Annotated in this window: 18 protein-coding genes; 6 read left to right on the forward strand and 12 right to left on the reverse strand. The window is 51.5% G+C overall.

All coding sequences use genetic code 11. The features are described from left to right. Window positions 1-2: 2 nt before the first annotated feature. On the reverse strand, window positions 3-1400 hold the full coding sequence (locus EHW56_RS01805; protein WP_152799047.1) for a di-heme oxidoredictase family protein: 1398 nt from the start codon (window positions 1398-1400) through the stop codon (window positions 3-5). Window positions 1401-1460: 60 nt separating this feature from the next. Beyond that, on the reverse strand, window positions 1461-2717 hold the full coding sequence (locus tag EHW56_RS01810; RefSeq protein WP_046073152.1) for an imelysin family protein: 1257 nt from the start codon (window positions 2715-2717) through the stop codon (window positions 1461-1463). Window positions 2718-3130: 413 nt separating this feature from the next. Here EHW56_RS01810 and EHW56_RS01815 point away from each other — a divergent pair, with 413 nt between their 5' ends. Beyond that, window positions 3131-3628, forward strand: a complete 498-nt coding sequence (locus tag EHW56_RS01815) for a MarR family winged helix-turn-helix transcriptional regulator (RefSeq protein ID WP_046073151.1) — start codon at window positions 3131-3133, stop codon at window positions 3626-3628. Between the two features lie 285 nt (window positions 3629-3913). On the opposite strand, the gene EHW56_RS01820 is transcribed toward EHW56_RS01815, so the two are convergent. Beyond that, the gene (locus EHW56_RS01820) at window positions 3914-4774 is read right to left on the reverse strand and encodes an aldo/keto reductase family oxidoreductase (protein ID WP_152799273.1); all 861 of its coding nucleotides are present in this window, start codon (window positions 4772-4774) and stop codon (window positions 3914-3916) included. Between the two features lie 289 nt (window positions 4775-5063). Here EHW56_RS01820 and EHW56_RS01825 point away from each other — a divergent pair, with 289 nt between their 5' ends. The 3 genes from EHW56_RS01825 to EHW56_RS01835 all read left to right on the forward strand — a co-directional run bounded on the left by EHW56_RS01825 (window position 5064) and on the right by EHW56_RS01835 (window position 10478). Beyond that, complete coding sequence (locus EHW56_RS01825; RefSeq protein WP_152799050.1) at window positions 5064-5561, forward strand: GNAT family N-acetyltransferase; 498 nt, start codon at window positions 5064-5066, stop codon at window positions 5559-5561. Window positions 5562-5661: 100 nt separating this feature from the next. After that, on the forward strand, window positions 5662-7977 hold the full coding sequence (locus tag EHW56_RS01830) for a methyl-accepting chemotaxis protein (protein WP_152799053.1): 2316 nt from the start codon (window positions 5662-5664) through the stop codon (window positions 7975-7977). A gap of 185 nt (window positions 7978-8162) precedes the next feature. After that, window positions 8163-10478 (forward strand): methyl-accepting chemotaxis protein, encoded by a 2316-nt coding sequence (locus EHW56_RS01835; RefSeq protein WP_152799057.1) that lies wholly within the window; start codon window positions 8163-8165, stop codon window positions 10476-10478. Window positions 10479-10533: 55 nt separating this feature from the next. On the opposite strand, the gene mukB is transcribed toward EHW56_RS01835, so the two are convergent. From mukB to cmoM, 4 genes are read right to left on the reverse strand one after another with little or no spacing between them, the layout of a single operon-like run. Continuing rightward, the gene (gene mukB, locus EHW56_RS01840) at window positions 10534-14985 is read right to left on the reverse strand and encodes a chromosome partition protein MukB (protein ID WP_152799060.1); all 4452 of its coding nucleotides are present in this window, start codon (window positions 14983-14985) and stop codon (window positions 10534-10536) included. Then, window positions 14982-15713 (reverse strand): chromosome partition protein MukE, encoded by a 732-nt coding sequence (mukE, locus tag EHW56_RS01845; protein ID WP_046073147.1) that lies wholly within the window; start codon window positions 15711-15713, stop codon window positions 14982-14984. The genes mukB and mukE overlap by 4 nt, the downstream gene beginning before the upstream one ends. After that, window positions 15694-17058 (reverse strand): chromosome partition protein MukF, encoded by a 1365-nt coding sequence (mukF, locus tag EHW56_RS01850; RefSeq protein ID WP_152799063.1) that lies wholly within the window; start codon window positions 17056-17058, stop codon window positions 15694-15696. The genes mukE and mukF overlap by 20 nt, the downstream gene beginning before the upstream one ends. Further along, entirely contained in the window at window positions 17055-17864 is an 810-nt protein-coding gene (gene cmoM / locus EHW56_RS01855; protein WP_172969951.1) for a tRNA uridine 5-oxyacetic acid(34) methyltransferase CmoM, read from the reverse strand. The genes mukF and cmoM overlap by 4 nt, the downstream gene beginning before the upstream one ends. 115 nt (window positions 17865-17979) lie before the next feature. Here cmoM and elyC point away from each other — a divergent pair, with 115 nt between their 5' ends. Further along, the gene (gene elyC / locus EHW56_RS01860; RefSeq protein WP_046073145.1) at window positions 17980-18753 is read left to right on the forward strand and encodes an envelope biogenesis factor ElyC; all 774 of its coding nucleotides are present in this window, start codon (window positions 17980-17982) and stop codon (window positions 18751-18753) included. An 85-nt stretch (window positions 18754-18838) separates the two neighbouring features. Here the strand turns inward: elyC and kdsB are convergent, their stop codons facing one another. Genes kdsB through EHW56_RS01885 form a run of 5 tightly spaced genes read right to left on the reverse strand, consistent with a single transcriptional unit; the run spans window position 18839 to window position 24801 of the window. Next, window positions 18839-19606: a 3-deoxy-manno-octulosonate cytidylyltransferase gene (kdsB, locus tag EHW56_RS01865; protein WP_152795451.1), complete on the reverse strand. Its 768-nt coding sequence runs from the start codon at window positions 19604-19606 to the stop codon at window positions 18839-18841. Next, the gene (locus EHW56_RS01870; RefSeq protein ID WP_046073143.1) at window positions 19603-19785 is read right to left on the reverse strand and encodes a Trm112 family protein; all 183 of its coding nucleotides are present in this window, start codon (window positions 19783-19785) and stop codon (window positions 19603-19605) included. The genes kdsB and EHW56_RS01870 overlap by 4 nt, the downstream gene beginning before the upstream one ends. Before the next feature lie 9 nt (window positions 19786-19794). Next, window positions 19795-20790, reverse strand: coding sequence for a tetraacyldisaccharide 4'-kinase (gene lpxK / locus EHW56_RS01875; RefSeq protein WP_152799065.1), 996 nt, complete (start codon window positions 20788-20790; stop codon window positions 19795-19797). A 2-nt stretch (window positions 20791-20792) separates the two neighbouring features. Continuing rightward, the gene (msbA, locus tag EHW56_RS01880) at window positions 20793-22547 is read right to left on the reverse strand and encodes a lipid A ABC transporter ATP-binding protein/permease MsbA (protein ID WP_152795455.1); all 1755 of its coding nucleotides are present in this window, start codon (window positions 22545-22547) and stop codon (window positions 20793-20795) included. Between the two features lie 43 nt (window positions 22548-22590). Next, window positions 22591-24801, reverse strand: a complete 2211-nt coding sequence (locus tag EHW56_RS01885; RefSeq protein ID WP_172969952.1) for a DNA internalization-related competence protein ComEC/Rec2 — start codon at window positions 24799-24801, stop codon at window positions 22591-22593. A 116-nt stretch (window positions 24802-24917) separates the two neighbouring features. Here EHW56_RS01885 and EHW56_RS01890 point away from each other — a divergent pair, with 116 nt between their 5' ends. Continuing rightward, complete coding sequence (locus EHW56_RS01890) at window positions 24918-25475, forward strand: DUF2062 domain-containing protein (protein ID WP_152799071.1); 558 nt, start codon at window positions 24918-24920, stop codon at window positions 25473-25475. Window positions 25476-25499 lie beyond the last annotated feature (24 nt).

Genomic DNA, 25499 nt, shown 5'->3' on the forward strand with positions numbered 1-25499 from the left:
TGTTATAAGGAACGTAAAAACGCGATTAAGGCGTCACGCTCCGCTTTCGGCATCGCCAGCACCCGCTGTTTCGCACTGGCGGCTTCGCCATCATGCCATAAAATGGCTTCCATAAGGGTACGCGCGCGACCATCGTGCAGATAGGTGGCATCCGCATTCACTTCTTTGGTGTACCCAATCCCCCACAAAGGTGGTGTGCGCCACTCTCTACCGTTGGCGATAAACTCTCCTCGATGATCCGCTAGCCCCGCTCCCATGTCATGCAACAACAAATCCGTATAGGGGTGAATACGCTGCTCGCTCAGTGCGCTAAGTTCGGGGCGTTTTGCGGTAGTAAATGACGCCACATGGCACGCATTGCAGCCCGTTTGCACGAAGATATCTTGCCCCTGTTTCACGGCAGGATCCTGCACGTTGCGACGCGCTGGCACCGCCAAATGACGGGCGTAAAATTCGACAAACCCGAGGATATTGTCGCTGACTTCTGGATCGCCACCATTGGGCATCTCGTCGCACACAGACTGTGACGGCATACAATTGTGGTGCGGAAACATGGAAGTGGTTAATCCCACATCGCCATTGAAGGCCGCGGCGTTTTGTTGGTTAACCGTGGGTAGCCCTGCTTTCCAACCAAACCGGCCAAGCGCAGTGCGTTGTTTTTCGATATCCCACACTTGATTTGGTCGTCCAGAGATCCCATCGCCATTGGCATCATCAGGATCAGCCAGGGCGTAAATGTCTTCCGCAGGAATGGATTCCAACAGCCCCAATCCAATCATCGGAGGCGCAATCCGCGCCGACATCTGAACATCTTCTGCCATCGGCCCATAATTAAGATCGGTGATCGTTAAATGTGGCTGACGCAGAGTGACAGTCTCACCATCGGCAAAGGTCACGGGGACCGCAGAATAGGTAATGGCGACCTTTCCTTCTGGCTTCGCGCCTGGCAGTGCAAAGTCTTGCAACTGACCCCCATAATTTGGCTCGGGAATATTGCCATATTGGATCAATTTCTGCCGTTCTGCTTCGCTCATTGCCGGCACGCTCAATCGCACCAACATAGACACGGCGTTGGTATCGCCAGGAGAAGGCGGATGCCCACGGCCGTCTTTAATATGACAATTTTGACAGCCATTGGTATTGAACAAAGGGCCAAGCCCATCACGCGCATCGGTTGAAGCCGGCGAGCTCACCCAAGGATTACGAAAAAAGCTGTTCCCGACACTGAAGTCGATGCGCTCGCTCATGGGTAGGTTAGCGGCAGGTTGGGAGAAAGCGTTGGCACCTTCTTTAATCACCGTGGTGCGGCCACCAGAGGTGCGTTCAAAAGCAACCGCCGACGCGCTCACCAAGGCACTGATGCCGATTGCACCGAGGTAAACAATGACTTTGGACTTCATGTTGTATCCTGACAAAGCAAAAAGCCCCGCGGCACGGGGCTTAACATCATTAGCGGACAATTAGAATTGATGGTCCGCGGTATCTGGGTTGAGATTATCAATGCCGATGATCTGAGCGGCTTTCTCAATGTGTTTGGTTTGGTCAACCAGTGCGGTAATGGATGCATTGACGAGTTGGTTACCGTCATTGTTGCCCGCCGCTATCAATTGATCAAAATGCACATTGTCTTCTTCCGCTGACACAACCAGCGTTTTGACTTGCTCACGCGCTTGGTCAAAGCTTGTCTTGATCGCGCTTGCCGCGTCAGTATCTTTGTCTTTGACCAAGTCGAGCACTGATGGCCCGGTCAATTTGCTGCCATCAACACGCTGATAGGTTCCCATCATGACATTATAAATGCCTTGCTCGTTATAAAAATGCGAATTGTGGGTATTATCAGAGAAACAATCGTGTTCGTCTTCGGTCGAGTTGGCTTCCAATGCCACCTTCATGCGCTCGCCGGCCAACTCGCCCAACGAGAGTGACCCCATACCAAACAGCATCTTACGTAAACCGTTCTCGCTCGAATCCGCCAATAGCGTCGCGCGATAGTTATCTTTATTACCTTCCGCCCACTGGTCGCGCATCCAGGCTAAATCATCCACCAAAAGATCAGCGGCCGCTTTCAAGTACTCGCGGCGACGGTCGCAGTGGCCGTTCGTGCAGTCTTCCCCGTAAGCAAAGTCAGAGTATGGGCGCTCGCCCGCACCTGGGTTAGTGCCATTTAAGTCTTGCCCCCACAGCAAAAATTCAATCGCATGATAACCGGAAGCAACGTTGGCTTCTGACCCACCTACCTCATTGAGACTTGCCAACAGTTTTGGCGTAATGTCAGCCACGTCTAAATCGGTCGCACCAATTTGAATACTCTGGTTGGCAATAATGTTTGCTGTCGCACCGGCATTCCCCAGCTCTGCTTGGTAACCGTCTGCCACATAATCAATCAAACCTTCATCCAATGGCCACGCGTTCAGCTGTCCTTCCCAATCATCAACAATCGCGTTGCCAAAACGGAACACTTCTGACTGCTGATAAGGGACTCGCGCGTCTAACCATGCTTTTTTTGCTGCCTGAAAGGTTTTTTGAGAGGGGCTGGCAGTAAAAGCCTCAATAGCGTCATCGAGCGCGACCGCTGTCGCGTGGGAGTCTGCGAATACCGCATGCGCGATATCAGCGTAATGTTCAACAACGTCTTCTTGCGTCGCCGCATTAACACCCAGAGGTGCGGCAAATAAGGAAAGCGCGATAAGGTTACGCTTAAAAGGGGTCATTTCCATAGTACTTTGTCCTTCGCTTTGATATGAACAGTTATGAGAACTATTATCGTTTGTATGCGAGAGATTCTAAGCATTATGTTACTAAATGCAACAAAGAATTGAGGCTATTATCAAAGCTGTGATCTCCACACTCTAAGCATGGTTTAATGCAACTTGTTGCAACGCTGATCCGACCTCTTGACTGCTTAAATTGATGACTATGTGGCACTTTTTGCGCCTGCTCACTGAAACAGCTAAAAATAACAATAAATTAGATTTAATTTGAACTCTAAGGGTTATAATAGACTGAAAGCACATTGATTATTTAATAGTGAAAAAAACCATAAAAAGTCGATTTTTCTCTCGATGCCTTTGCACTCCAACCGCGGGTATTGTAAGTTTCGTTGGCGATTTTTTCTGGTGGAGGTGAGTAAATGGAAAAACACGAAGAAGTACTGGTTGCGCTGCGGCAAATCATCCGCGCAATAGACCTGCATTCACGAAAACTTAACAAAGTATCCGGGATCACTGGCCCCCAACTTGTCCTAATGCGTGCGATTAAAGAGCTGGGCCAAGTGACCATTCGTAAGCTCTCGACCCATACCAATATGAGTCAGGCAACGGCAACGACCATTCTTGATCGTCTAGAAAAGCGCGGATTGATTTTGCGTGTTCGCAGTGAGCTTGATAAGCGTAAAGTGCATGCCCACTTGACCGAGCAAGGGGAAGCGGCGTTAGAACAAGCACCCAAACCCCTACAAGAAAACTTTATTTCACGCTTTCAAAGTTTAGATGAGTGGGAGCAATCGTTATTGCTGTCATCGGTACAACGTATCTCTTCGATGATGAACGCCGATGATATTGATGCGGCACCGATGCTAGAAGTGTCTGCCCTCACCTCACATAATTCGCAATTCCAGGCAAAAAAATAATGGTCTCCGGCGGGTAAACAGGATGTCTCCACCGGTCCACCTGCCTACTACGGCGTATTAAAAGAAAGTGGCGTATTAAAAGCAAAGGACGTTCGCTTTTTGTCGCCATCAGTCATGCACTGGCTCTGCATGCGACACCCAGTCGCACCATTTACCGTATAGCAGTTTCCACTCATCCGTTATCAATGCGCCATATTGCCCCTATTCCGTCACCAGACAACCAACAAAAAAAGACGGCTAATAGCCGCCTTATGGATTGAGAGTCAGTCGGTTACACGCTGTTATTTAAGGTACATTGTGTCCTTTTGACGCTACCCATATCCGATACCATTGCTCGCGCGTGAGTTTGAGGTCGTAAGCCGCTTTGGCTGCTTTGACACGTTCAATATTGCCCGAGCCAATGATCGGCAAAGGTTGAGACGGATGACGCATCACCCAAGCATAAATAACCTGAGCGATCGTCGCACCACCGAGCTCTTCGCCAATAGCATGCAAGGTATCACGTACCCGCACAGCCTGCTCAGACTCGCCGTTAAACATCTCACCGCCTGCAAGACAAGACCACGCCATCGGTTTAATACGCAAGCGCTGTAACTGATCCAGGGTCCCGTCATGGACCACATCAAAACGTAGCGGGTTGATTTCAACTTGGTTGGTGACCAAGGATTCATCCCAACGAGACTGAAGCAGGTCGAACTGTGCAGGCGTAAAGTTAGACACGCCAAAGTGAGCCACCTTGCCATGATGACGCAACGTGGTGAATGCTTCAGCCACTTCATCCGCATCCATCAACGCGTCAGGACGGTGGATCAGTAACACATCCAGTTTTTCCACGCCCAAACGAGACAATGAGTTATCTACCGACTCCAAAATATGCCGGTAACTGGTATCGTAATGGTTGATTTTGCGGTTTGGAGCCGCTTCACTGACCAACTTGATATCGCACTTCGACACCACTTGGATATCGTCCCTCACGCTGGGATCAAGCTTCAGCGCTTGGCCAAACAGTGTTTCACAGCGGTAGTCACCATAAATATCCGCATGGTCGACCGTCGTCACCCCCAAATCGATATGAGCCTTAAGAAAGCTTAAACGCTGCTGCGGTGTCATTTGCCAATCATCCAGTCGCCAGTAACCTTGCACCATGGGCGAGAAAAACGGACCGACCGGAGAAATAGATGTCGCTTTAAACTCTGACAAAACGGATCCTTTATGCCGAGAAGTGGAGCTATCATGCTAATCCTATCTCCCGCCACCCTCAATGCCTTATCGAGCATTTTGTTAGCCTAACAGTGCGTTCGTTTGTTTTCGCGCAAAGGACAGCACTGTTTGGGTGTTAAATGTACGACAAGTGTTTAATTTATCACCAACACTTGGCGAATGCGGTGAACTTCGTTATCTTATGTCGCGCAAAAAAAGCGAAAAGGAAGCGAAAATGCTTATTCGACGCATGGAATTGCGTGATTGTGACGCGATCAATACGATTTATAATTATTACATTACACACACTGCCATTACGTTTGACTTGTGCCCATGGCAATTAGCTGAACGTAAACAATGGTTCGCTCAGTTTGATCCGTCCTCCTGCTATCAAGCCTGGGTGGCAGAGCAAGACCAACAAATCCTTGGCTTTGCTTACAATACGCCTTTCAATCCCAAGCAGGCTTTCCACATCGCCTCAGAAATCACCATTTATGCGGCTCCCGATGCCGGTGGCCGTGGGGTTGGCTCGGCATTAATGCAAACCTTGCTTGACGGAATGCGCGATAAGGCCCTGCGCCGCGCCTATTCTCTCGTCACGCTACCCAACCCAGCGTCATTGGCATTGCATCGTCGCTTTGGCTTCCTACAAGTTGGACAGCTAAATGATGTCGGTGAAAAATTTGGCCAATACCACAGTGTGGCAATGCTAGAGTGCGACCTAACGGTTTGAGCATGTTATTTCCCTATCGAATAAGCCCCCACCTCCACTTTACGCCAGTAAGGTGCCTTGATTTGATGCCGTCATAACGACGTTTCAGGAGTTTAGTAGTATGAAAGTTCGCACCAAGGTTTCTGCGGCGATCATCTCCGCTTGTGTTATTTGTATTGTCGCCACCGCCGCGGTGTTGGCAAACCGAACCACCACACTGTTTGGCGATAAAATGCGAGAGCAGGCGATTAGCCAGCTTAAAGCCGTACGCGAAGCCAAGCACTCTGAATTAACCAGTTATTTTTCATTTATCGGCCAGCAATTAACCTCAATGGCCGACTCCACCATGACCGAAAATGCGGTGACCTCTTTTAGCCAAGCTTATCGACGCTACAGTCGTGAAGTCCGCACCGATAGAGCGGCCCGGCGCGCGCTGCAAGACTACTACACCGACACTTTCGGCGATGTTTACAAAGCGCGCAATGATACCAACGCCAATGCACGCTCCAACCTCGCAGCGCTAGCCCCTGCCACGCGGACACTGCAGCAATTTTATATCAGCGGCAGCCCCCATCCTTTGGGCGAGAAAGACAAGTTGGTGACAACCAACGATGGCTCCACGTATGACAAGGTGCACACTCAATATCATCCCAACTACCATCGCTTTGCCGAAACGTTTGGCTACCAAGACATCGTGTTAGCCGATGCCAATGGCCGTATCGTCTATTCAGTGGCCAAAGAGATTGACTTTGGAACCAGCTTATTTGCTGGCCCCTACGCTACCAGCGGCATGGGTGACGCCTTCTTAGAAGCCATTGATGCAAAAGCCGGTGACATCAGCTTTGTTGATTATCGCCCTTACTTTCCCAGCTACGATGAACCGGCCTCATTTATCGCCACCCCTATCGTCGAAAACGGCGAAACGCAGGGTGTACTTATCTTTAAATTGCCGATTCAGCGTTTAAGTGGCGTGATCAGCGGTCAAGGCCAATGGCAATCCGCAGGCTTTGGACAAAGCGGCGAAATGTTTATGGTGGGGCCTGATAAAGTCCTCCGCACCGAAGCACGCGCTTTACAAGAGGACAAATCTGAGTATTTACACTTGTTGCGCACCAATGGCGTCAAACCCGACTTGATTCGCCGCATTGAGTTCACCGATACCGCAGCGGGCCAAATGCCGATGGCATCCCAAAGCATTGCGCAAGCGCTGGCGGGCGAAACGGGCACTGGCAAAGAACAGAGTTATCGCAACCAAACCGTCTATACCGCTTACTCACCGATTGATGTCTTCGGCAAGCGCTGGGCGCTGGTCAATCAAATCAGTCAGCAAGAGGCGCTATCACAAGTCGCTGCCATGCAAGACACTATTTTAAAAGCGACGGTTATTACCTCGTTGGTACTTGTTGGCGTGGCGATCGTAATTGCCTATATTCTCGGTGGCAATATTGCCAAACCAATGATTGCGGTCACTACACGGATCAAAACCATTGCAGAAAATAAAGATTTAACCCAACGCTTACCTGATAGCGGTAAAGACGAAATGGCACTGCTCGGCCGCTCGCTCAATGACATGTTCGCCAGTTTCCAACAGGTGATTCAAGAGGCGCACCAAGCTTCTGGGTTACTCGGCCAAGCCTCTAACGACATTAATCAAGACGTGGTCACTATGCGCGATAGGGTCGCCGACCAGGTCAAGCATACCCATCAAGTTGCCTCGGCAGCGACAGAAATGGCCACTTCCGTCACGGACGTTGCCCAATATGCAGACCAAGCCTCCACCGCGTCTGATGACATCACAGAAGCCGTCAACACGGGCTCAAAAATTGGTGACGACCTGGTTGAGCAAATCCGCACCTTGTCATCGAGCATGGATGCTGCAACAGCGACCATGGGCCGCTTATCGCAACAGAGCGAAGAAATCGGTACCGTACTGGATGTGATTCAAGCCATTGCCGAGCAAACCAACTTGTTGGCACTGAATGCGGCGATTGAAGCGGCGCGCGCGGGCGAGCAAGGCCGCGGGTTCAGCGTGGTCGCCGAAGAGGTACGCACCCTCGCCTCACGTACCCAAGACTCGACCGAAAGTATCCGCGATAAAATTGCCGCATTACGTCAAGAGACGCAGTCAGCGGTGGCAGATATGGATACCACCAGCCAAACCGTCGACGCTTGTGTGGATTATTGTCAGCAAAATAACGCCGCACTGGTTGATATTGCCAACATGGTCATCGAAATCAATCAGATGACCTCACACATTGCCAATGCCACCCAGCAGCAAACGCAAGTGACGACAGAAATCAGCGAAAGCATCTCTGATATCGCGCAATCGGCTGAAACCGTCTCACAACGCACGCATGACACCGCAGAAACCGTCACCGGCTTAAGCCAACGGTCAGCACGTCTGGCTGATACTATCGGTCATTTCAAAACTGAGTAAATACTCACGCTACCTAGGGAGGTCATCGCACCTCCCTGCTTTACTCGCTGTCTGTCTAGAAACCACCCATTACGACTGACTAGCTAGACACACGCTCACCATTTGTTCAAATTTTATCCCCTTTTCTACGCACTTTTTATCCGCCGTGACTAGATTCAAAACGTGATGTAGGAAGGAGTGTCACGATGAGAATCAGTAATAAGATCACGCTCGCAATCGTTGCGGCATCATTAACCTGTGTTTTAACTATTGCGGCTATCTTAGCGTTTAGAACCATCGGCTTATCATCACAAGCACTTGATAAGAAAGTAAAATCGCAACTAACGGCGGTGAAAGCGTCGAAAAAGTCGGAAATAAGTAATTACTTCAAGTTCATTGGTGATCAAATTAATACGCTGTCAGACTCCACCATGACAGAAGATGCACTGGCACAATTGGCACAAGCGTTTAAAACCATCGCCGCAGACACTGCCAACTCCCCTAGCCAAGAGAGCCAACTGGCCAGTTATTATCGCAATCAATTCGGCGCGACCTATCAAGAGATTAACGATACATCCACCGACGTCATGGGAAGGTACAATCAGTTACCTGATGTAGCTAAACGGCTGCAACACGCGTATATCAGCGGCAACCCCCATCCATTAGGAAGTAAAGATGCCATGGCGAAAGCCAACGACGGCAGTGTCTACAGTGAGATCCACAGCGTCTTTCATCCCAACTTTCAGCATTATTTAAAGACCTTCGGCTACTACGATATTTTCCTGGTCGATAACCAGGGCAATATTGTCTATAGCGTTTACAAAGAGCTGGATTACGCGACCAACCTGTTAACCGGCCCGTATTCAACCAGTGGCTTGGCTGATGCCTATAAAGCGGTACGCAAAGCGCCTCAGGGTGAGCTGGGCTTTATAGACTTTCGCCCTTACTATCCCTCCTACGACAGTCCAGCTTCATTTATCTCGAGTCCAGTTTATAAAAATGGTCAGCAGATCGGGGCGTTGATATTTCAAATGCCGATCGATCGTATCAGTGAGCTCATTAGTAATAATGGTCAATGGGCAGAGTCAGGCATGGGCACAAGCGGTGAAATATTATTAGTTGGTCCCGATAACCTGTTACGCACGCAGCCACGTCTGTTGAGTGATGATAAAGACGCCTACCTCAGTGCACTAGAAAGCCAAGGGCTTAATGCCGATACCATTCACCGCATTGATTATCAAAACTCCGCCGCTGGTAACCAACCCCTCGATAACCCTGCGGTAAAAAGAGCGCTACGGGGAGAGCAAGGGTTTGTCACGCAAACGAGCTATCGTAATACTGAGGTACTGGCTTCTTATTCGCCCATTGACGTCTACGGGGTGACATGGGCGGTGATCAGTCAGCAAGACACCGATGAAGTCTTTACAGCCATTACCAAATTACGCACAGACATCGGCGTTGTGACCGCGTTTGCGGCAGTGCTGCTAGGCAGTCTCGCCGCACTAGCAGCGTATTGGTTGGGTAAAAGCATTGGCGCGCCTATCTTAAAACTCGCCACCAGTATCAAACAGGTGGCAGACAGTAAAGATTTGACGATCACGTTGCACCATACCAGTAAAGATGAGCTCTCTACGTTGGCTGACAGCCTCAATGAAATGTTCCAAAGCTTCCGAGACGTGATTCAAAAAACACACGACGCGTCAAAAACCTTGTTGTCATCAGCCAACGATATCAGTGATGACGTAGTGGCTGTGCGTGGGCAAGTGGACGAGCAAGCCAAAAGCTCGAACCAAGTCGCTACCGCTGCCACACAGATGGCCGCCTCCATCAGCGAAGTATCAGAGCATGCGAGCAATGCCTCTGAAGCGTCTGATACGATTACCCAAACCGCCAATGAAGGCAGCCAAAAAGGCGAAGCCTTGGTCAGCCAAATGCAAACACTCAAAGATCATATGGACAAAGCCACCCGCTCGATGGAGAAGCTATCACACGAGAGTGAGTCCATTGGGTCGGTGTTGGATGTGATTCAAGAAATTGCCGAGCAAACCAATTTGTTAGCCCTCAATGCGGCGATTGAGGCGGCCCGTGCTGGTGAGCAAGGACGCGGATTTGCGGTGGTCGCCGACGAGGTACGCTCTTTAGCCACACGCACCCAGTCGTCCACTGAAGAAATTCGCGCCAAGGTCGACGCCTTGCAACAGGAGACGCGCGGTGCCGCCGATGGGATGACCCAAGCCAATGACGCGGTGACCCAAAGCGTTGAGCATTGTCACGAAAACAACGACAAGCTGGGGCAAATCAAAACCATGATTGAGCAAATCAACGAGATGAACATGCAAATTGCCACCGCGGCCAACCAGCAAACGCAGGTGACCGATGAAATCAGCCAAAATGTCAACACGATGGCACAATCGGCCGACCATGTTTCAGAGCGGACGCGCAACACTGAACAAACCGTCAACCACTTACGTGAGCATGCCCGTACCCTGGAAACGCGGATCAGTCACTTTAAAACCGACTAAAACCCAAAGGGGTCAACCTCACGGCCGACCCCCTTGTTTTCGCCTTGTCTTACGATTATTCCATCACCGGCTCACGCTCTAGCTCCCGACGCTTCTCTTCACCAAACCCGCGCAAGCCCACAACATGGACGTGCTCGCGATCATTGAAGATTTTACGGACCAGTTTATACGTTGTGCCTTGCTCTGGGCTGATGTTTTCTGGTGCCGCAATCAACAGCTGCATATCTAAACGATGACACAACTCAAACAAGGTCGAGATCGATTTGGCATCCAGACGGGCCGCTTCATCAAGGAAAAGTAAGCGACATGGGATCACATCTTTGCCACGCAGTCGGCGTGACTCCTCTTCCCAGCTTTGGATCACCATCAGCAAGATTGCTTGGCCGGTACCAATCGCTTCACCGGTCGACAACGCGCCGGATTCCGCTTTCAGCCAACCATCCGTTCCACGGTTGACTTCAATGCCCAAGTCCAGATAGTTGCGGTAGTCCAATAGCTCTTCGCCCAGTGTCTGCGGGGCACGTTGTCCCATTTCAATGTGCGGGTTCAAACGTTGGAACAACTTGGCCATCGCTTCTGAAAACGTGAGATTTGGATTGCCGAATAAATCTTGGTGCTGGTCAGCATGTTCAGCCAAGCCCATCAGCAACTGTGCATGGGTTTCACGGATAGACACATTGAGGCGCACACCTTGCACTTGACCAAAGCCCACGCTCTGTAGCCCTTGGTTGAGCATACGGATCCGGTTTTGCTCGCGCTGAATGGTCTTGCGAATAATGTTGGCTACTGACTCGGAGCTGATCGCCAGACGTTGTTCACGCTGCGTGAGCTCTTCAGTGAGCCTTGCCAGCTCGACTTCCATTTCCTCAATCGCTTCGACCGGATCATCGGTGCGAATAATGTCGTGACGGATACGCTCGCGCAAATGCTGATACACAGCCACATAGAATAAGACTTTACGCTCAGGCCGTCCGACATCCTCCGACGCACGCAAGGCATCACGCAAGGTTTCATTGTCAGCGACCGCAAGGCGCAATGCCCCCAAGGATTTATCCGACAAAGAGCGAAGCTCGTCAGCTGACATGTATGCCATTTCTCGACGATGCAGTTGTTTTTCCACCCCGTTGTCGCGCGCAATACGCAGGACACTGCACCAAGCCGCTTTGGCGTTGACCACAAACTGACGAAGCGCTTGGTACTGCTTGAGCAGTTTACGCAATTCCTTGGTGAGCGACTTGGTTTCCATGTCCAGTGACGTAATCCCACGCGAGAGTTCACTGTGACGCTGCCGGGCCTGATGCATTTGCTCGTACAAGGCATCACGGCGGCTTTGTGCGCGCATTAAAGCGTCTTCATCCGCTTGCACACCTAACTCACCGAGCTCTCGCTTAAACTCGTTCAGCGTCTCTTGCTTAGACTGATGGGCACTTTTGAGTGAGGCAAGCACCTGGTGATATTGACTCGTCTGCGACTGAATTTGCTTGAGCGATTCGCGTTCACGTTGGCGCACCTGCTCGGCATCTTTCAGTTTGGCTTTAAGCTGTTCATTAAGCTCACTGCTTTGCGTCAGCATGTCTGACGCATCTTGATAGGCAAAATGCGGACGACGCTCCGCTAAATCGGCAACAGCAAACACTTGCTGCTTAATCGCCTGCAAGGTGTTATCCGCCTCTTGGTAGGCTTGCTCCAGCTTATCAAATTGCTCAGGGTCACTGTCGAGTGTTGCCAGGCTGGTTTCCAATGCCGCTAAGGTTTCACCATGTTGCTGGATAAAGCCTTGTGCCTCTTTCGCCGTCTCTACGCGCGCCATAGCCGCTTGCAAGCGTGCCTCAAGATTATCCTCTGTGAGCGCCTCAGCACAGTAGCGAAGCTTATCGAGGATTTGTAGCGCTTGCTGACAGCGCGCCACCTCCGCCTCGTGTTGTGCCAACACTTGCTTGGCATCGGTTATCGCCCGCTGAGTCTGTGCGCGTTTTTCGCGGCAAGCGGCGATCGCCTGCTCAGGATCGGGCTCAAACGCCACCGTGAGATGCTCGGCAATAAATTGGCTAAATGCGTGTGACAGGCGTTGCCACTTTTGTACATCAAAGGACGCTTTGGCGTGCTCTTCGACCAAGGCTTCCCGTTGTTCACGTAGCTGCTCAAGGCGGTGCTCACGGGCAGCGCGACCAAACAGTGGCGTGGCTGGGAAGCGCGAATAACGCATTTGCCGATCGTTTAGATGTACACACACGGCACCCGACAGCTCTTGTGCATCAAACACGCTATCATCAAACGCGTCGGCATCCCCCTCAATGATGTATAAGTCATCAGGGCAAGCGTCCAAATCCGTGAGCTTATCCTTTACGCCTTTGAGATCGGGCACCACGATGGCATGCCGTGCCGGGCCATAGAGTGCGCTGAAGTAAGGGGCGTCATCTAGGGTAATATCATCATAAATTTCAGAGAGTAAGGTGCCACCAAGGGTATCGGCGAGACCTTGCAATTGTGCATCGTCGCTGCCACCAGGCTGCGCCAATTGCTCAATCGCTTGTTCAATGTCTGCTTTTTGTTTGCCCAGCAGATCTTGGTGCTGCGTGCGCGTGCGTACCGCCTCATGCGTCGCATGCATCGCCTCCATGACCGCTTGACTGTCCACCAAGGTTTTTTCAGTTTGGCTTTCCAGTTTGGTCAAGGCGTCATTGGCCGCAAACCAAGTCGGTGCTTTGAGCTCAAGATCTTGGATTTGTGCGTCCACCGCGTCCTGTGTCCGCGCGAGCTCACGCAGTTGTTCGGCTTGGGTGTCTTTTTCCTCTTGCAGCGCCTCACGTCGCGCTTGCTGCAGCGCCACGGCTAGCTCGACCGCTTCACTGTTAGCCAGCGATTCGCCTGTTAGGTCCTGATATTCCGACACGAACTGGCTCGCGTGCTGATACTGCTCAGCCCGTTGACTCAATTCGCGCTGTTCATACTGGCGCTGCGTCAGGCTATCGGCCAGATAACGGCGCTCTCTACCCTGTTCAACCCAACGCTTGGCGGCCTTGCCAGCCTCAGCACGGTGCACGGATGGATCAAGACGGTGCAAAAGACGCAAGCCCTGTTCAAATTGATTGGCCGTCGCTGACGCCAGATCGCGTTTATGCTTGAGTGACAGTACGCGATCGGTTTGTTCAGACTCTTGTGCTTTTAACGCGTGTAATCGTGTCGTGGCCTCGTCTGCACTGAGGGTCTCATCCTCAGTCAGGCGACGCGCGGTTTCCAAGGCATTGACGGCTTGTTGGTACTGCAGGGAACGCGTTTGTTGCGTGTTGAGCGCTTGTTGGTAGTCAGCAAGCTGAGTCTTCAGACTATCCACTTCCTCTTCACTCTGCGCCGCGCGCAATTCAGCGTCAGCAAGCTGCTCTGTGGCCTCTTCCACCACCATGACTTGCTCTTCCAGCTTTTCAGAAAGATCGAGTAAGTCTTCCTCGTAACGCTGAATTTTTTCTTGTTGGCGCATCGCCGATTGCACCAACTGCAGATGATCAGCCGCCGCTTGGTGATCTTGTTCGAGGTGATCTTGTCCCGCTTCTAGCTCGGCTAATTCTGCGCGCATGGTTTCCGCATGCTGCTGCTTTTGCTGCAACGTCTGCTGGGCAGCGTTCAACTCCGCCCGCAATGACAGCGCTTGCTCAAGCTTACTACGACGCTCATTGGCATGGCGCATATAGTCCGAGGCCACATAATGGGTCGCTTCGGTGATCAAATGCTTAAACAAGTCACGGTCGCGTTGCGTCAGCTTGATCGCCTCTAGCGTCATACGGTTTTCTTTCAGCGCCACTTCCATATCTTGGAAGGCTTTTTTCACACCACCATTTTGTGGCAACAAATACTCGCGCAACGACTTGGTGATTGCGCTAGAAATGCCGCCGTAGAGTGACGCTTCAATTAATCGATAAAACTTGCCTCTATCTTGCTGGGTGCGCAGCTTTTTCGGTAGCACGCCAAATTCAAACATTTGCGCGTGATAGTCGGTGACCGAGTTAAAGGCTTTAAAGTGCGCGGTTTCATAGGCGCTCGCCGCCTCTTTTACCTCGTTCAGCTGGCGTACACGCGCTTGACCGTTATTTAAGGTCTCGACCAACACATCGGTTGGGGCCACAGAAGAAGGCAAGCCTTGTAAAACGAACGGCTTGATATCCACCTTCTTATCACGCCCTGCCACTTGTTGAAGACGCACACCAAACAGCACCCGCTGTTGGCGTGAATTCACGACATCCAAGGCGGCATAGCAGGCACCTGGCTGCAATTTACCGTGCAACCCCTTATCACGAGAAGCACTTGAGCTGCCTGCCTCTGTGGTGTTACGGAAATGCAACAGGGTTTGGTCAGGGATCAACGAGGTGATAAACGCCGCCATGGTGGTCGACTTACCCGCGCCGTTCCCGCCTGATAAGGTGGTGACGAGGGAGTCAATATCAAAGGTTCGTGCAAAAAAGCCGTTCCAGTTCACCATGGTGAGTGAGTGATACTTACCGCGCTGGCTCATACTGTCGGCTCCTCTGTTGTCTCTGTATCGGCATTGTCTGCGTCTTCATCCGAGTGCTCATCGAGCAAGCTTGATTGAATGTGCGCTTGGCTATGCACCACGGCTTCCCCGTCACGAATCAGACGCAATTGGGCTTCTTGTGGATCGTCACCGCTTCGTACATCAGCACCAAAACGGAACGTTGCTTCACTGACACGGAATTTACTTCCCTCACCAATGGGTAAGATCATCCCGAGACGACGCAAACGTCGCAGCGAGGTTTTCACTTTGTCGAAAAGCTTCTCACGGTCAAGATCTGAGCCTGTTGCGCGATGCGTGACCAACTTCATCAGTTTCTTCTCGTCAGCCAACGCTAATAGCTCATCAAAAAGCTCTTGGGTGGTAAAGATCCCCTCTTGGGCCAAGCGCTCTGGGCTTAAGTACAGAAAACAAAGGACTTTGCCAACCAGCATATCCAGTTCAGATAGCACGCTACGCCTAATTAAACTGGTTGAGCGAGGACGAAGATAGAAAAAGCCCTCTGGCGCGCGGACCAATTCAGCGTTATAACGCTGGTAAAAAATATTCAGCTCTTGCTCAAATTCCATCAGCAAGGCGTGGTTATCCAGATCGTCGCTGGCAATATGGCGGCCAGCACGCAGTGCACTGTCCAACGCCGGGAACAAAGGGTTAGCAATGGCTTTGGCCAGCCCTTCTGGCATTGGCTGTTCAGTATTTATCGATGACATTCGCTTGTACCTTAGCTCCGAAGTCGTTAATCGCCTGCCAATCAGGCTGAATCGCGTTAAGATCAGATTGGGAGTAGCCCATGCGGACCGCTTGGTTAATCACTAAGCGCGCGAGATCAAAATGGCGAGCTTGTGGGTGCTCGGCTAAGTAATCTTTCAGGACACGACCTAAGTCGATCGCTTGTCCGGTTTCTCGATGGCGGTTGAGCATCTGTGACACTTTCTGTGAAAGGCCATCGTCAACCACACTTAATTGTTCGAACGCCACCTCTTCTGGCATCTCTCCGGTGACTTCATCGTCACGTAACACCAAGGCTTCATCTCGCGTATCACGCAGTCGCTCAGCATCGGCATACGTTAAAAACCATGGCGCGTCAAAGTAGTCCGATACCGACTGACGCAAACGCTGGCTGAATGCACGGTTTTTATCCATATCAATCGCGGTGCGAATAAATTTATGCACATGGCGGTCGTAACCTATCCATAGGTCGATCGCTTGCTGTCCCCAGTTCACGATACGATCCAGCTTCATTTGCAAGCTGTATACCATGCGATCGACGAACTCAAGATCATCACGCCCCCGCACCACTTCTTGAATCTCAAGCAGCTGACTCTGAAGCTCATCCCCCGCGGCCTGCAGCGTTTCTTGTAACTCTTGCAAAGTACTCGAGGTTTCGTTGAGCAAGTATTCACAGTTAGCGATTGCGGCTTGCCAGTCCTGGGTGAGGAGCGCAGCAATATCTTCTTTTACCTGTTGTTGCTGCTCATCCATCACGCGCTGATTAAGATCGATGCGGTCAAAAATCTCGGCGACCGAGTACTTCAACACACCATAGACGTTATGACGCCAAAAGGTCGCATCCCCATCTTCTTCCGCCGCACGGCGCGCCTTAGCGATTTCGTCAGCCACCATAGACAGTTGTACCGACAGCTTTAGCGTTGAGTATTCACGATGACGGGCGTAATAGTCCGCAATACCTAGCGCCAATGGCGTGAGGCGGTAAATGCTATCACCATCGGTCATTTCACTGGTAAACCGGCTTAGCAACCGTGCTTGCACCATTTCGTTGATCGCATTGTTGGCGCGAAAAGCAACATTGCCAAGCGTGGCACTTTCACCGCTAACAAACTGCTCACTGACCAGTCGAAAGACATCCACGAGCTCATGCTCGCTCAGTTCGTCCTCCAACCGCTCTTGACTCATCACCGCCATTGCCAGCAAGAATGCCAAGCGCTCTGGCGGCAGGTTTAACCCTAAGTCACTTTGTTTTACCCAACTGACCAACTCAGGTACTGTCTGAGCGTCGTCTGTCCACGACTGGGAAGACTGAGCCTGATCACTCATCCGTTGTCCTTGTTTTTATCTTGATTGCTTGGGGCACTGTGCTGTCCCCATACATGGATATATCGCCCCAGAGACACAAATGGCTCTTGGCGGCAAAGCTGTTGCTCCAACGCCATGACCTGCTCAAAGGTAAAATCACCAATATTGGTATCACGCATATAATCGTGAAAGGTGCGTACGCCTGTTTTACCTTTGAGGATAATGTCACTGTCTTGCATCCATCGATACACGCTCTCTGGTTGCAAGCCTTTAGGTGGCTGAAGCTTAAACCGCTTACGATGCGGCATACCTTCCTCAACATGCGTGAGGTTACCGCACACGAGGTTCTTAAAGAGCAACCCGGTTTGGTTATAGAACATCACCGATGCGATCCCCCCCGGGCGCAGTTGCTTAAGCAAGTCTTTCAACACCTGCTCCGGCTCAGCGGTCCACTCCAGTACCGCATGAAATAAAATCACATCCGGCGGATCGCTCAAATGGTCACCAATCGTCTGCACCGACGAATGAACCAGCTGATACTGCGCAAGTAAGCCCTGTTGTTCAATCTCCTGACGGGCTAAGTCGAGCATTTGCGAAGAAAGATCACATAAAGTGACCCTGTGACCGCGCGCCGCCAAGTGCCGAGACATAGGGGCAACCCCACCGCCGGCATCTAAAATATGCAGGGTCTGCTCAGGCGCAAAACAGTGCAGGATCTGCTCGATGTCCTGCCAAACGACCGCTTGGCGGATTTCGCCTTTGCCCGATCCATAAATGTTTTTAACAAATTTGTGGGCAATGTCGTCGAAATTTTTATCCTCAGTCACAATGGCATTCGTTATCATTGAGTGGTAGAAAGGCATATTCTGTCACAAGCCTTACGTTAATAAAGGTTTATGGCATTATTTGTGCCTCGTTTGACTATATTTCGGGCGACATTGCATGTTTGAATTAAAAAAACTTATCTCAACCTTGATAATGCCCTTGCCCGCGCTGTTATTGTTGGGTCTTTTCGGGCTATGCCTGCTTTGGTTCTCTCAGCGTAAAAGGCTGGCATCTTTTGTTATCTTCGTTGCGTTTGCTGGGATTTTTCTCACTTCGTTTCAACCGGTCGCCTCTGGGCTCCTTCGTCCACTTGAGCGTCAATACACCGCGTTTCTCCCCACGGAAAAGCCGGTAGACTTTGTAATGGTACTGGGCAACAGTCATGTCGTAGATGACGCCATACCCCCAACCTCAGAGCTTTCTCGTGCGGCGTTAATGCGCCTCGCAGAAGGCATCCGTATTCACCGAATGTACCCCACCTCCAAGCTAATTTTGTCGGGCTATGACCATGGTTATGAAGTCAGCCATGCGCGTATGTTGGCACGCGTCGCAATGGCGTTGGGTGTCAATAAAAACAGTATCCTGTTGCTTGAAACCGCCAAGGATACGTGGGAGGAAGCCTACCAAGCCGCATCGGTGGTTGGGAGTAGTAACCTAGTGCTCGTGACATCCGCGGCACATATGGATCGTGCCGTTTACGAGTTTCAAAGCGCTGGACTCGATCCCATCCCGGCTCCCACTAACTTCATGGCGCAAAAGCAAATTAAGCAGCCATGGATAAAATACGGCCCACGTGCGCAATACCTCGAGCAGTTCGAACGCTATTGGCACGAGCGATTGGGACAAGCGTGGCAACGTCTCCGTGATTTTATCGCTCAGCCGGCCAATTAAGGTCCCACAGCACATCACCCACCAAAAAAGCCGCGATTGATTCGCGGCTTTGTTATTACCATTCGCAGTAGACGTAAAACCGCGCCTATGCGTTGCTATCTGCGGCTAAATAAGCGCGCACTGCCTCTAAGTCTGCTTGGGTATCGACGCCATGTGGGGGCGTCTGTGTGGCAACCGCCACATGGATTTTCTCACCATGCCACAATACGCGCAGCTGCTCTAACGATTCAATCTTCTCCAACGGGCTCGGTGTCCAGTGGATGTAACGGCTAATGAATCCCGCTCGATAGCCATAAATACCAATGTGCCGCAACAATGCTTGTGGGATGTCGGGAGAGTCAGCCTCGAAATGGGTGCGATCCCAAGGGATGGTGGCGCGGCTGAAGTACAAGGCAAACCCTTTATGATCCGTCACTACCTTGACCACGTTGGGGTTAAACACTTGCTCTTTGTCATCAATTGCAACTGCCAAGGTGGCCATCGGAGCCTGGTCATTCTGACTGAGGTTCTCCGCCACTTGACCAATCACCGCAGAGGGGATCAACGGCTCATCGCCTTGTACATTAACGATAATGTCATCTTCAGCAAAGCCATAGCGTTCAACCACTTCGGCTAAGCGCTCAGTGCCAGACTCATGGTCGGCACGTGTTAAACACACCTCGCCGCCAAACGCCCGTACCGCCGATTCAATACGTTGATCGTCCGTTGCAACAATCACCTGACTGGCACCGGCCGCTTGGGCGCGCTCATAAACGTGTTGGATCATCGGCTTGCCAGCAATATCAGCCAACGGTTTACCCGGCAAGCGGCTCGAACCAAATCGCGCCGGGATCACCACATAAAACGGGCTCATCCCTGGACCTCTTCCAATGACATATCGCGAGCTTCTGATTCAAGCAGCACGGGAATACCATCAATGATCGGATAGGCAACACGATCAAACTTACAAACTAACTCATTGTTATCGCGTTGATAATAGAGTTTGCCCTGGCATGATGGGCAGGCCACAATTTCAAGCAGGCGGTGATCCATAGCGTTCCTTTATTTTTTATTCGCGTTTGTTTGCAAACGTTCTATCTTGGTGAATACGGCCTGAGCTACCTCGTCAGGCAGCCGTGCCTCTACCGGTAAATACCACCAGTTATCTTGTGCGATCCCTTGGTATTTTACCGCATCTTTTTCTGTCATCAGCAAATGTTGCCCCTTCTTGCTCAACCTGTCCAGCTCGTCGGCGTTGAGGGTTTGATGATCATTAATTCCCTGGCTGTGAACGGGTGTCAAGCCCATTTGCTGCAAGGTATTAAAAAAGCGTGGTGGATGGCCAATCCCGGCGACTGCCACCACTTGCGGTAGCATTGAGGCTTGACAGCGTTGTCCCGTACGTAGATTAACGGCCAAGCCAGGCACCAGGTGCATCTCCCACTCTTGGCCTTGTGGTGTCCCACCGTTAGTGACCAACATATCGACGCTCTCAAGCCTATCGAGTGATTCGCGCAACGGCCCCAAAGGTAGATAATGACCGTTACCAAACCGGCGCTGGCCATCAATGATCACGATCTCTATGTCTCTTTCAAGCTGGTAGTGCTGGAGACCATCATCTGTGATCACGATATCGACACCTTCTTGCAGGATACGTTTAACCGCCTCGCTGCGGTTGGGGTCGACACAGACAGGAACTTGGGTGCGACGTGCTATCAAAACCGGCTCATCCCCCGCCGTGCGCGGTGGCGTGGTTTGGCTGAGTAAGAGTGGATAGTGCTCAGATTTACCGCCATACCCGCGTGATACCACCCCTGGACGGTAACCATTCGCTTTTAGTTGTTCCACCAACCAAATCACAAACGGGGTTTTGCCATTGCCGCCAATCATGATGTTCCCCACCACGATAACCGGCACTGGCGCCGAATAGCGCTGCGTTTTGCCGCGCAGATATTGACGCCGACGATGGCGCGCTATCATGCCAAACAACGCACTAAACGGTCTTAATAATACCGACCATAGCGGGCGTTGATGACCAAACCACAGTTGCTCTAGCATACTCAGTCACCAAACTGAATACGGTGAAGCTGCGCATAGGCCCCCTCACGTTCAAGAAGCGCTTGATGACTGCCTCGCTCGACAATCTCACCTTCATCCACAACCAAAATTTGATCAGCATCTTCAATGGTCGACAGGCGATGGGCGATCACCAACACCGTACGGTTTTTTTGCAATTCATCCAGCGCCGCCTGAATAGCGCGCTCCGACTCTGTATCCAGTGCCGACGTTGCCTCATCCAGGATCAAGACGGGTGCATTACGTAACAAGGCACGTGCGATGGCTAAACGTTGGCGTTGTCCGCCAGACAGGCTGACGCCGTTTTCACCAATCATGGTGTCATAGCCATGATCGAGCCCGCGGATAAAATCATCGGCATAGGCAAGTTTCGCGGCGTGCTCGACTTGCTCACGGCTATACTTGTCTTCTGCGGCATACGCGATGTTATTCGCGACCGTGTCATTAAACAGATGAACGTTTTGCGACACCACCGCGACATGCTGACGCAAATTACCTAGGGTATAGTCCTCAATCGGTACGCCATCGAGCGTAATCACACCACTGTCTAGTTCATAAAAACGGGTTAACAGGTTAGCAATGGTGCTTTTTCCTGACCCTGAACGCCCAACCAAGGCCAGCGTCTGCCCTGCTGGCAATTCAAAGCTCACATGGTTGAGGGCCGGCGCATCTCGAGTGGGATAGGTGAAAACCACATCCTCAACCTTAATGTCGCCACTCACTTTCTCAACCGCGTGTGTCCCGGTGTCTTTTTCCGTTTCCAGCTCCATCAGGTTAAATAAACTGTGGCAAGCCGCCATCCCGCGTTGGAACTGAGAGGTCACGTTGGTCAAGGATTTAAGTGGGCGCATCAGACCAAACATGGCACCAAACACCACCGCAAAGGTACCTGCAGTTAGCTCAGAGCGAATCGCCTCTGTGTTGGCCAAAATCAACACCACCACCAATGCCATTGATGCAATCAACTGGATCACTGGGTTGGCAATCGCTTGTGCGGACACCAGCTTCATGGTCTGCTGACGCATACGGTTACTGACTTTCTCAAAACGTGTCTTTTCAACGTCTTGTCCACCGTAACTAAGCACCACTTTGTGCCCTTTGAGCATTTGCTCGGCGGAGCTAGTCACCGACCCCATTGCATCTTGCATATTGGAAGAAATGCGACGGAAGCGCTTAGAGACGATGCGGATAGAAACCGCGACCACCGGCGCAATCACCAGAAGAATGGCGGAGAGCTGCCAGCTTGACCAAAACATCAACGCCATCAAACCAATGATGGATGCCCCTTCGCGCACCAAACTGACCAACGCGCTACTGGTCGCTGACGCCACTTGTTCTGAGTCATACGTAATCCGAGAAAGCAGTGCCCCGGACGACTCTTGGTCAAAAAAGCTGACGGGCATTTTCATAAAGTGATTGAACATCCGGCGGCGCATGGTCATCACCACATGACCCGACACCCAAGATAAGCAATAAGCGGACACAAAGCTCGACAAGCCACGTATCAACATGAGTGCGACCAAATAGACAGGCATCCATTTGAGGAAATCGCCTTTGACATCATCATAGGTAAAGCCTTGATCAAGCAACGGCTTCAGCATTGAGAGCATCAGGGTGTCACTGGCGGCATTAATCACCAAGGCGATAATGGCAACAATGAGCCCTACTTTATAGTTGGCAATGTAGGGCCACAGCTGCTTAAACGTCTGCCAGGTCGTTTTATCTTGATATTCGCTCATTAAAATCGTTTAGATGTGTTAAACAGACGGGCATTCTACTCTTTTACAAGTCCGCGTCCAAATATACTGGCCGACGTTTAAACATCTGACGATACCAATAATCGCTGCGATCCTGCCGCCAACGTGTTAACTGCCAACCAGAGCCGACACTCTGCCAACGCACTTGGCCATTCGCCGCCGTATCAAGCCAGGTGATACCGGCGTTTTGATAAGCCAATTTCACCTCTAGTGACGGAAGCTGCCATGGGTTGAGAAGCCCGGTTGACGCCACGCCCCAAACCGGATCAACGGCGCGAATAAACGCGGAGGAAGACGAAGACGCACTACCATGGTGGGGCACCAAAATGATGTCACTATCAAGTGCCTTTTTGTCGGTCAGAGACGCCAACAAATCAGCCTCCCCACTGGCTTCTATATCGCCAGTGAGCAACACGCTACGCCCATCGCCAGACACTCGGATCACACAGGAATCATCATTATCAGCACGCCGCTTTTGTGCCGGAGGCCAGAGTACCGAAAAGGTGAGTCCTTGCCAGCGCCAACGCTCGCCGGCCACACAGGCTTGATACCCAACCCGACGCTCACTGGCGCGGCGCCACTGTGGTGAATAGGTCTCAGACATAAACGTCGCGCCACCATCGTGATCACTGTCGCCATGACTGAGAATGAGGCCATCTAACTGCTTGATTTGCCGATGTGTCAGAATCGGCGCGATAACCGCCTGAGCAATGCCACCCACCTGCCAGCGGTTGCCCGTGTCATAGAGCACCGCGCGGTTATTCTTACTGATCAATACCGCCAACCCATGCCCGACGTCCAACACATCAATTTGCCAGTTGACCGGTTTGGGATCTCGCCAAGCTACCACGGCTGCGACAAGGACCAGCATCACCGCCTTTAAACGATGCCAATGCCACCCGTAGAGTCCCCAAGCGAGCACCATCGCCGATATTGCCCAGCCTGCCGAAGCGACTGGGGCGGGTAACCAGGTGTCCGCCGCCTGATCGGCCAGTGCCATCACTGGATGAAGGCTGGCATTTGCCCCGTCCCACACCCAATCTGCGACACGGGAAAGTGATAAACTCTCACTCAGCAGGCCGACAAAGACCAGCGGTACGGTCACCATACCCACCCAAGGCACCGCCACGAGGTTAATGGTCGTGGCAGCGGCGCTGATCCCTGCAAATAACCCTAGCTGCAAAGGAAGCATTCCTACCAATAGAATCAATTGTATGCCGATAAGCTGCTTGATAGGACGAAGCCAAGGCCGTGTTTGTTTTCGACCCTCGGTGGTGTGAGCAAGCGTGTAATGCGCCATGCATAAGGCCCCCACGGCGGCAAACGAGAGCCAAAAGCTCATTGAGAAACCGGCGAAAGGGTCGCGGAGCAATACCAATAATAAGGTCAACTGCAACAGATTTAGCGGCGAAATCCGCGCTCCCAAGCGTTTACTGATCGACACCAGCATCAAGGCAATGAGCGCGCGTTGAGTGGGCAGTGCAAACCCGGCTAATGCCGCATAGAGCGACGCCACCCCAACTGCAACGTACAAAGGCAACCATAAAAACAGGCGTCGTTCTGGGAGAAAGACGCGCGCCCAACGGCCGATTTGCCACCCTATTCCGTAGGCCAAACCAATATGCAACCCTGAAATAGCCATCAAATGCGCCAAACCACTGTGCGTCAGCGTGTCCCAGTGCGCTGGGGTTAACCACCCTCGCTCGCCAAGGCTCAATGCCAATAAATGCGGCCCATAGGACAGTGTTGATAAAGCGGGACTAAGCGTATCGAGTAGTTGTTGACGCCAACTCACTTGCTCAGTCAATTGCGTCGCTTCTTTTAGCCGAGCTTTGGCATGTGCTCGCCGTGCAACATAATATTTTTCAGCATCAAAACCTGCCTCGTTTAATCGCCCATAAGGCGGCTTAAACGTTACCACCAATTGCCAGCGCTCGCCTTGCTTAGGATACGGGGGAGATTGCCAATAAACACGCACTCGGGCTGAGCGAAAAGGCGGCAATCTTGTGTGATTAATTTTATCGACGTCAAAAATAATCGCTTGCGCCCCCTTTTTTGCGCTGAAAAGGGTGCCCACTGTCCCACTGATTGTAGTATCCTCTTGGTGTGAAATGACGTGGATCACGTCGGCTTGATACAAGTTTGCGGACAATACAGCCCAAGTGAGTCCTAACGCGCTTCCAGCAAGCCACCACCAACGTCTTTTCCACCCAACAAAGAAGACGATCACTGTCATGATGCAGACCCAAATTGGCGGTAATATTGGCCACCAAGGTAGCGACAGCACGGCCAGTGCGGCAGTCAATGTAAAGGTCAGCGTCATTGCGTAATTTCCAGGTAATGTAAACAGGTATGCCTAAGAAGTTTTTCCAACGCTATATGCCCAAGCGTGAAACATTGCGCGACAATAAGGCACTCAGGGTGTTTGGTAGCCTGTTGCATGATCCCAACTTATGGTGCCTTAACCGCCGGTCGGCTTCCGGTGCCTTTGCCGTCGGCCTGTTTATAGCATTTGTCCCCCTACCAAGCCAAATGATCATGGCTGCCGGCCTAGCGATTCTGTTTGGGGTCAACCTGCCGCTTGCCGTCGCGTTAGTATGGGTAAGCAACCCCATCACCATGCCGGTGCTTTTTTATCTTGCTTATAAGCTCGGCACCTGGATGATGAACAGTCCCCCATACCCGTTCCACTTTGAACTATCGTGGCATTACTTGGCGGAGCAAATGAGCCACATCGGCCCACCGTTTTTATTAGGCTGCGCCACCAGCGGACTGGTGATGGCTGTCATCGGCTATTTCACCGTACGTGGCATCTGGCGCTATTCTGTGGTCAGAAGCTGGGAAAAACGTAAGTTACGCTTGCCTAAGAAAATTAAAGAAGTGTTGCCTAACCCAAACAAGCCCTCTTAAATCGTCCTGATTTAATCTACGCGA

Source organism: Salinivibrio sp. VGrn1 (assembly GCF_009377995.1).
GTDB classification, from domain to species: domain Bacteria; phylum Pseudomonadota; class Gammaproteobacteria; order Enterobacterales; family Vibrionaceae; genus Salinivibrio; species Salinivibrio siamensis.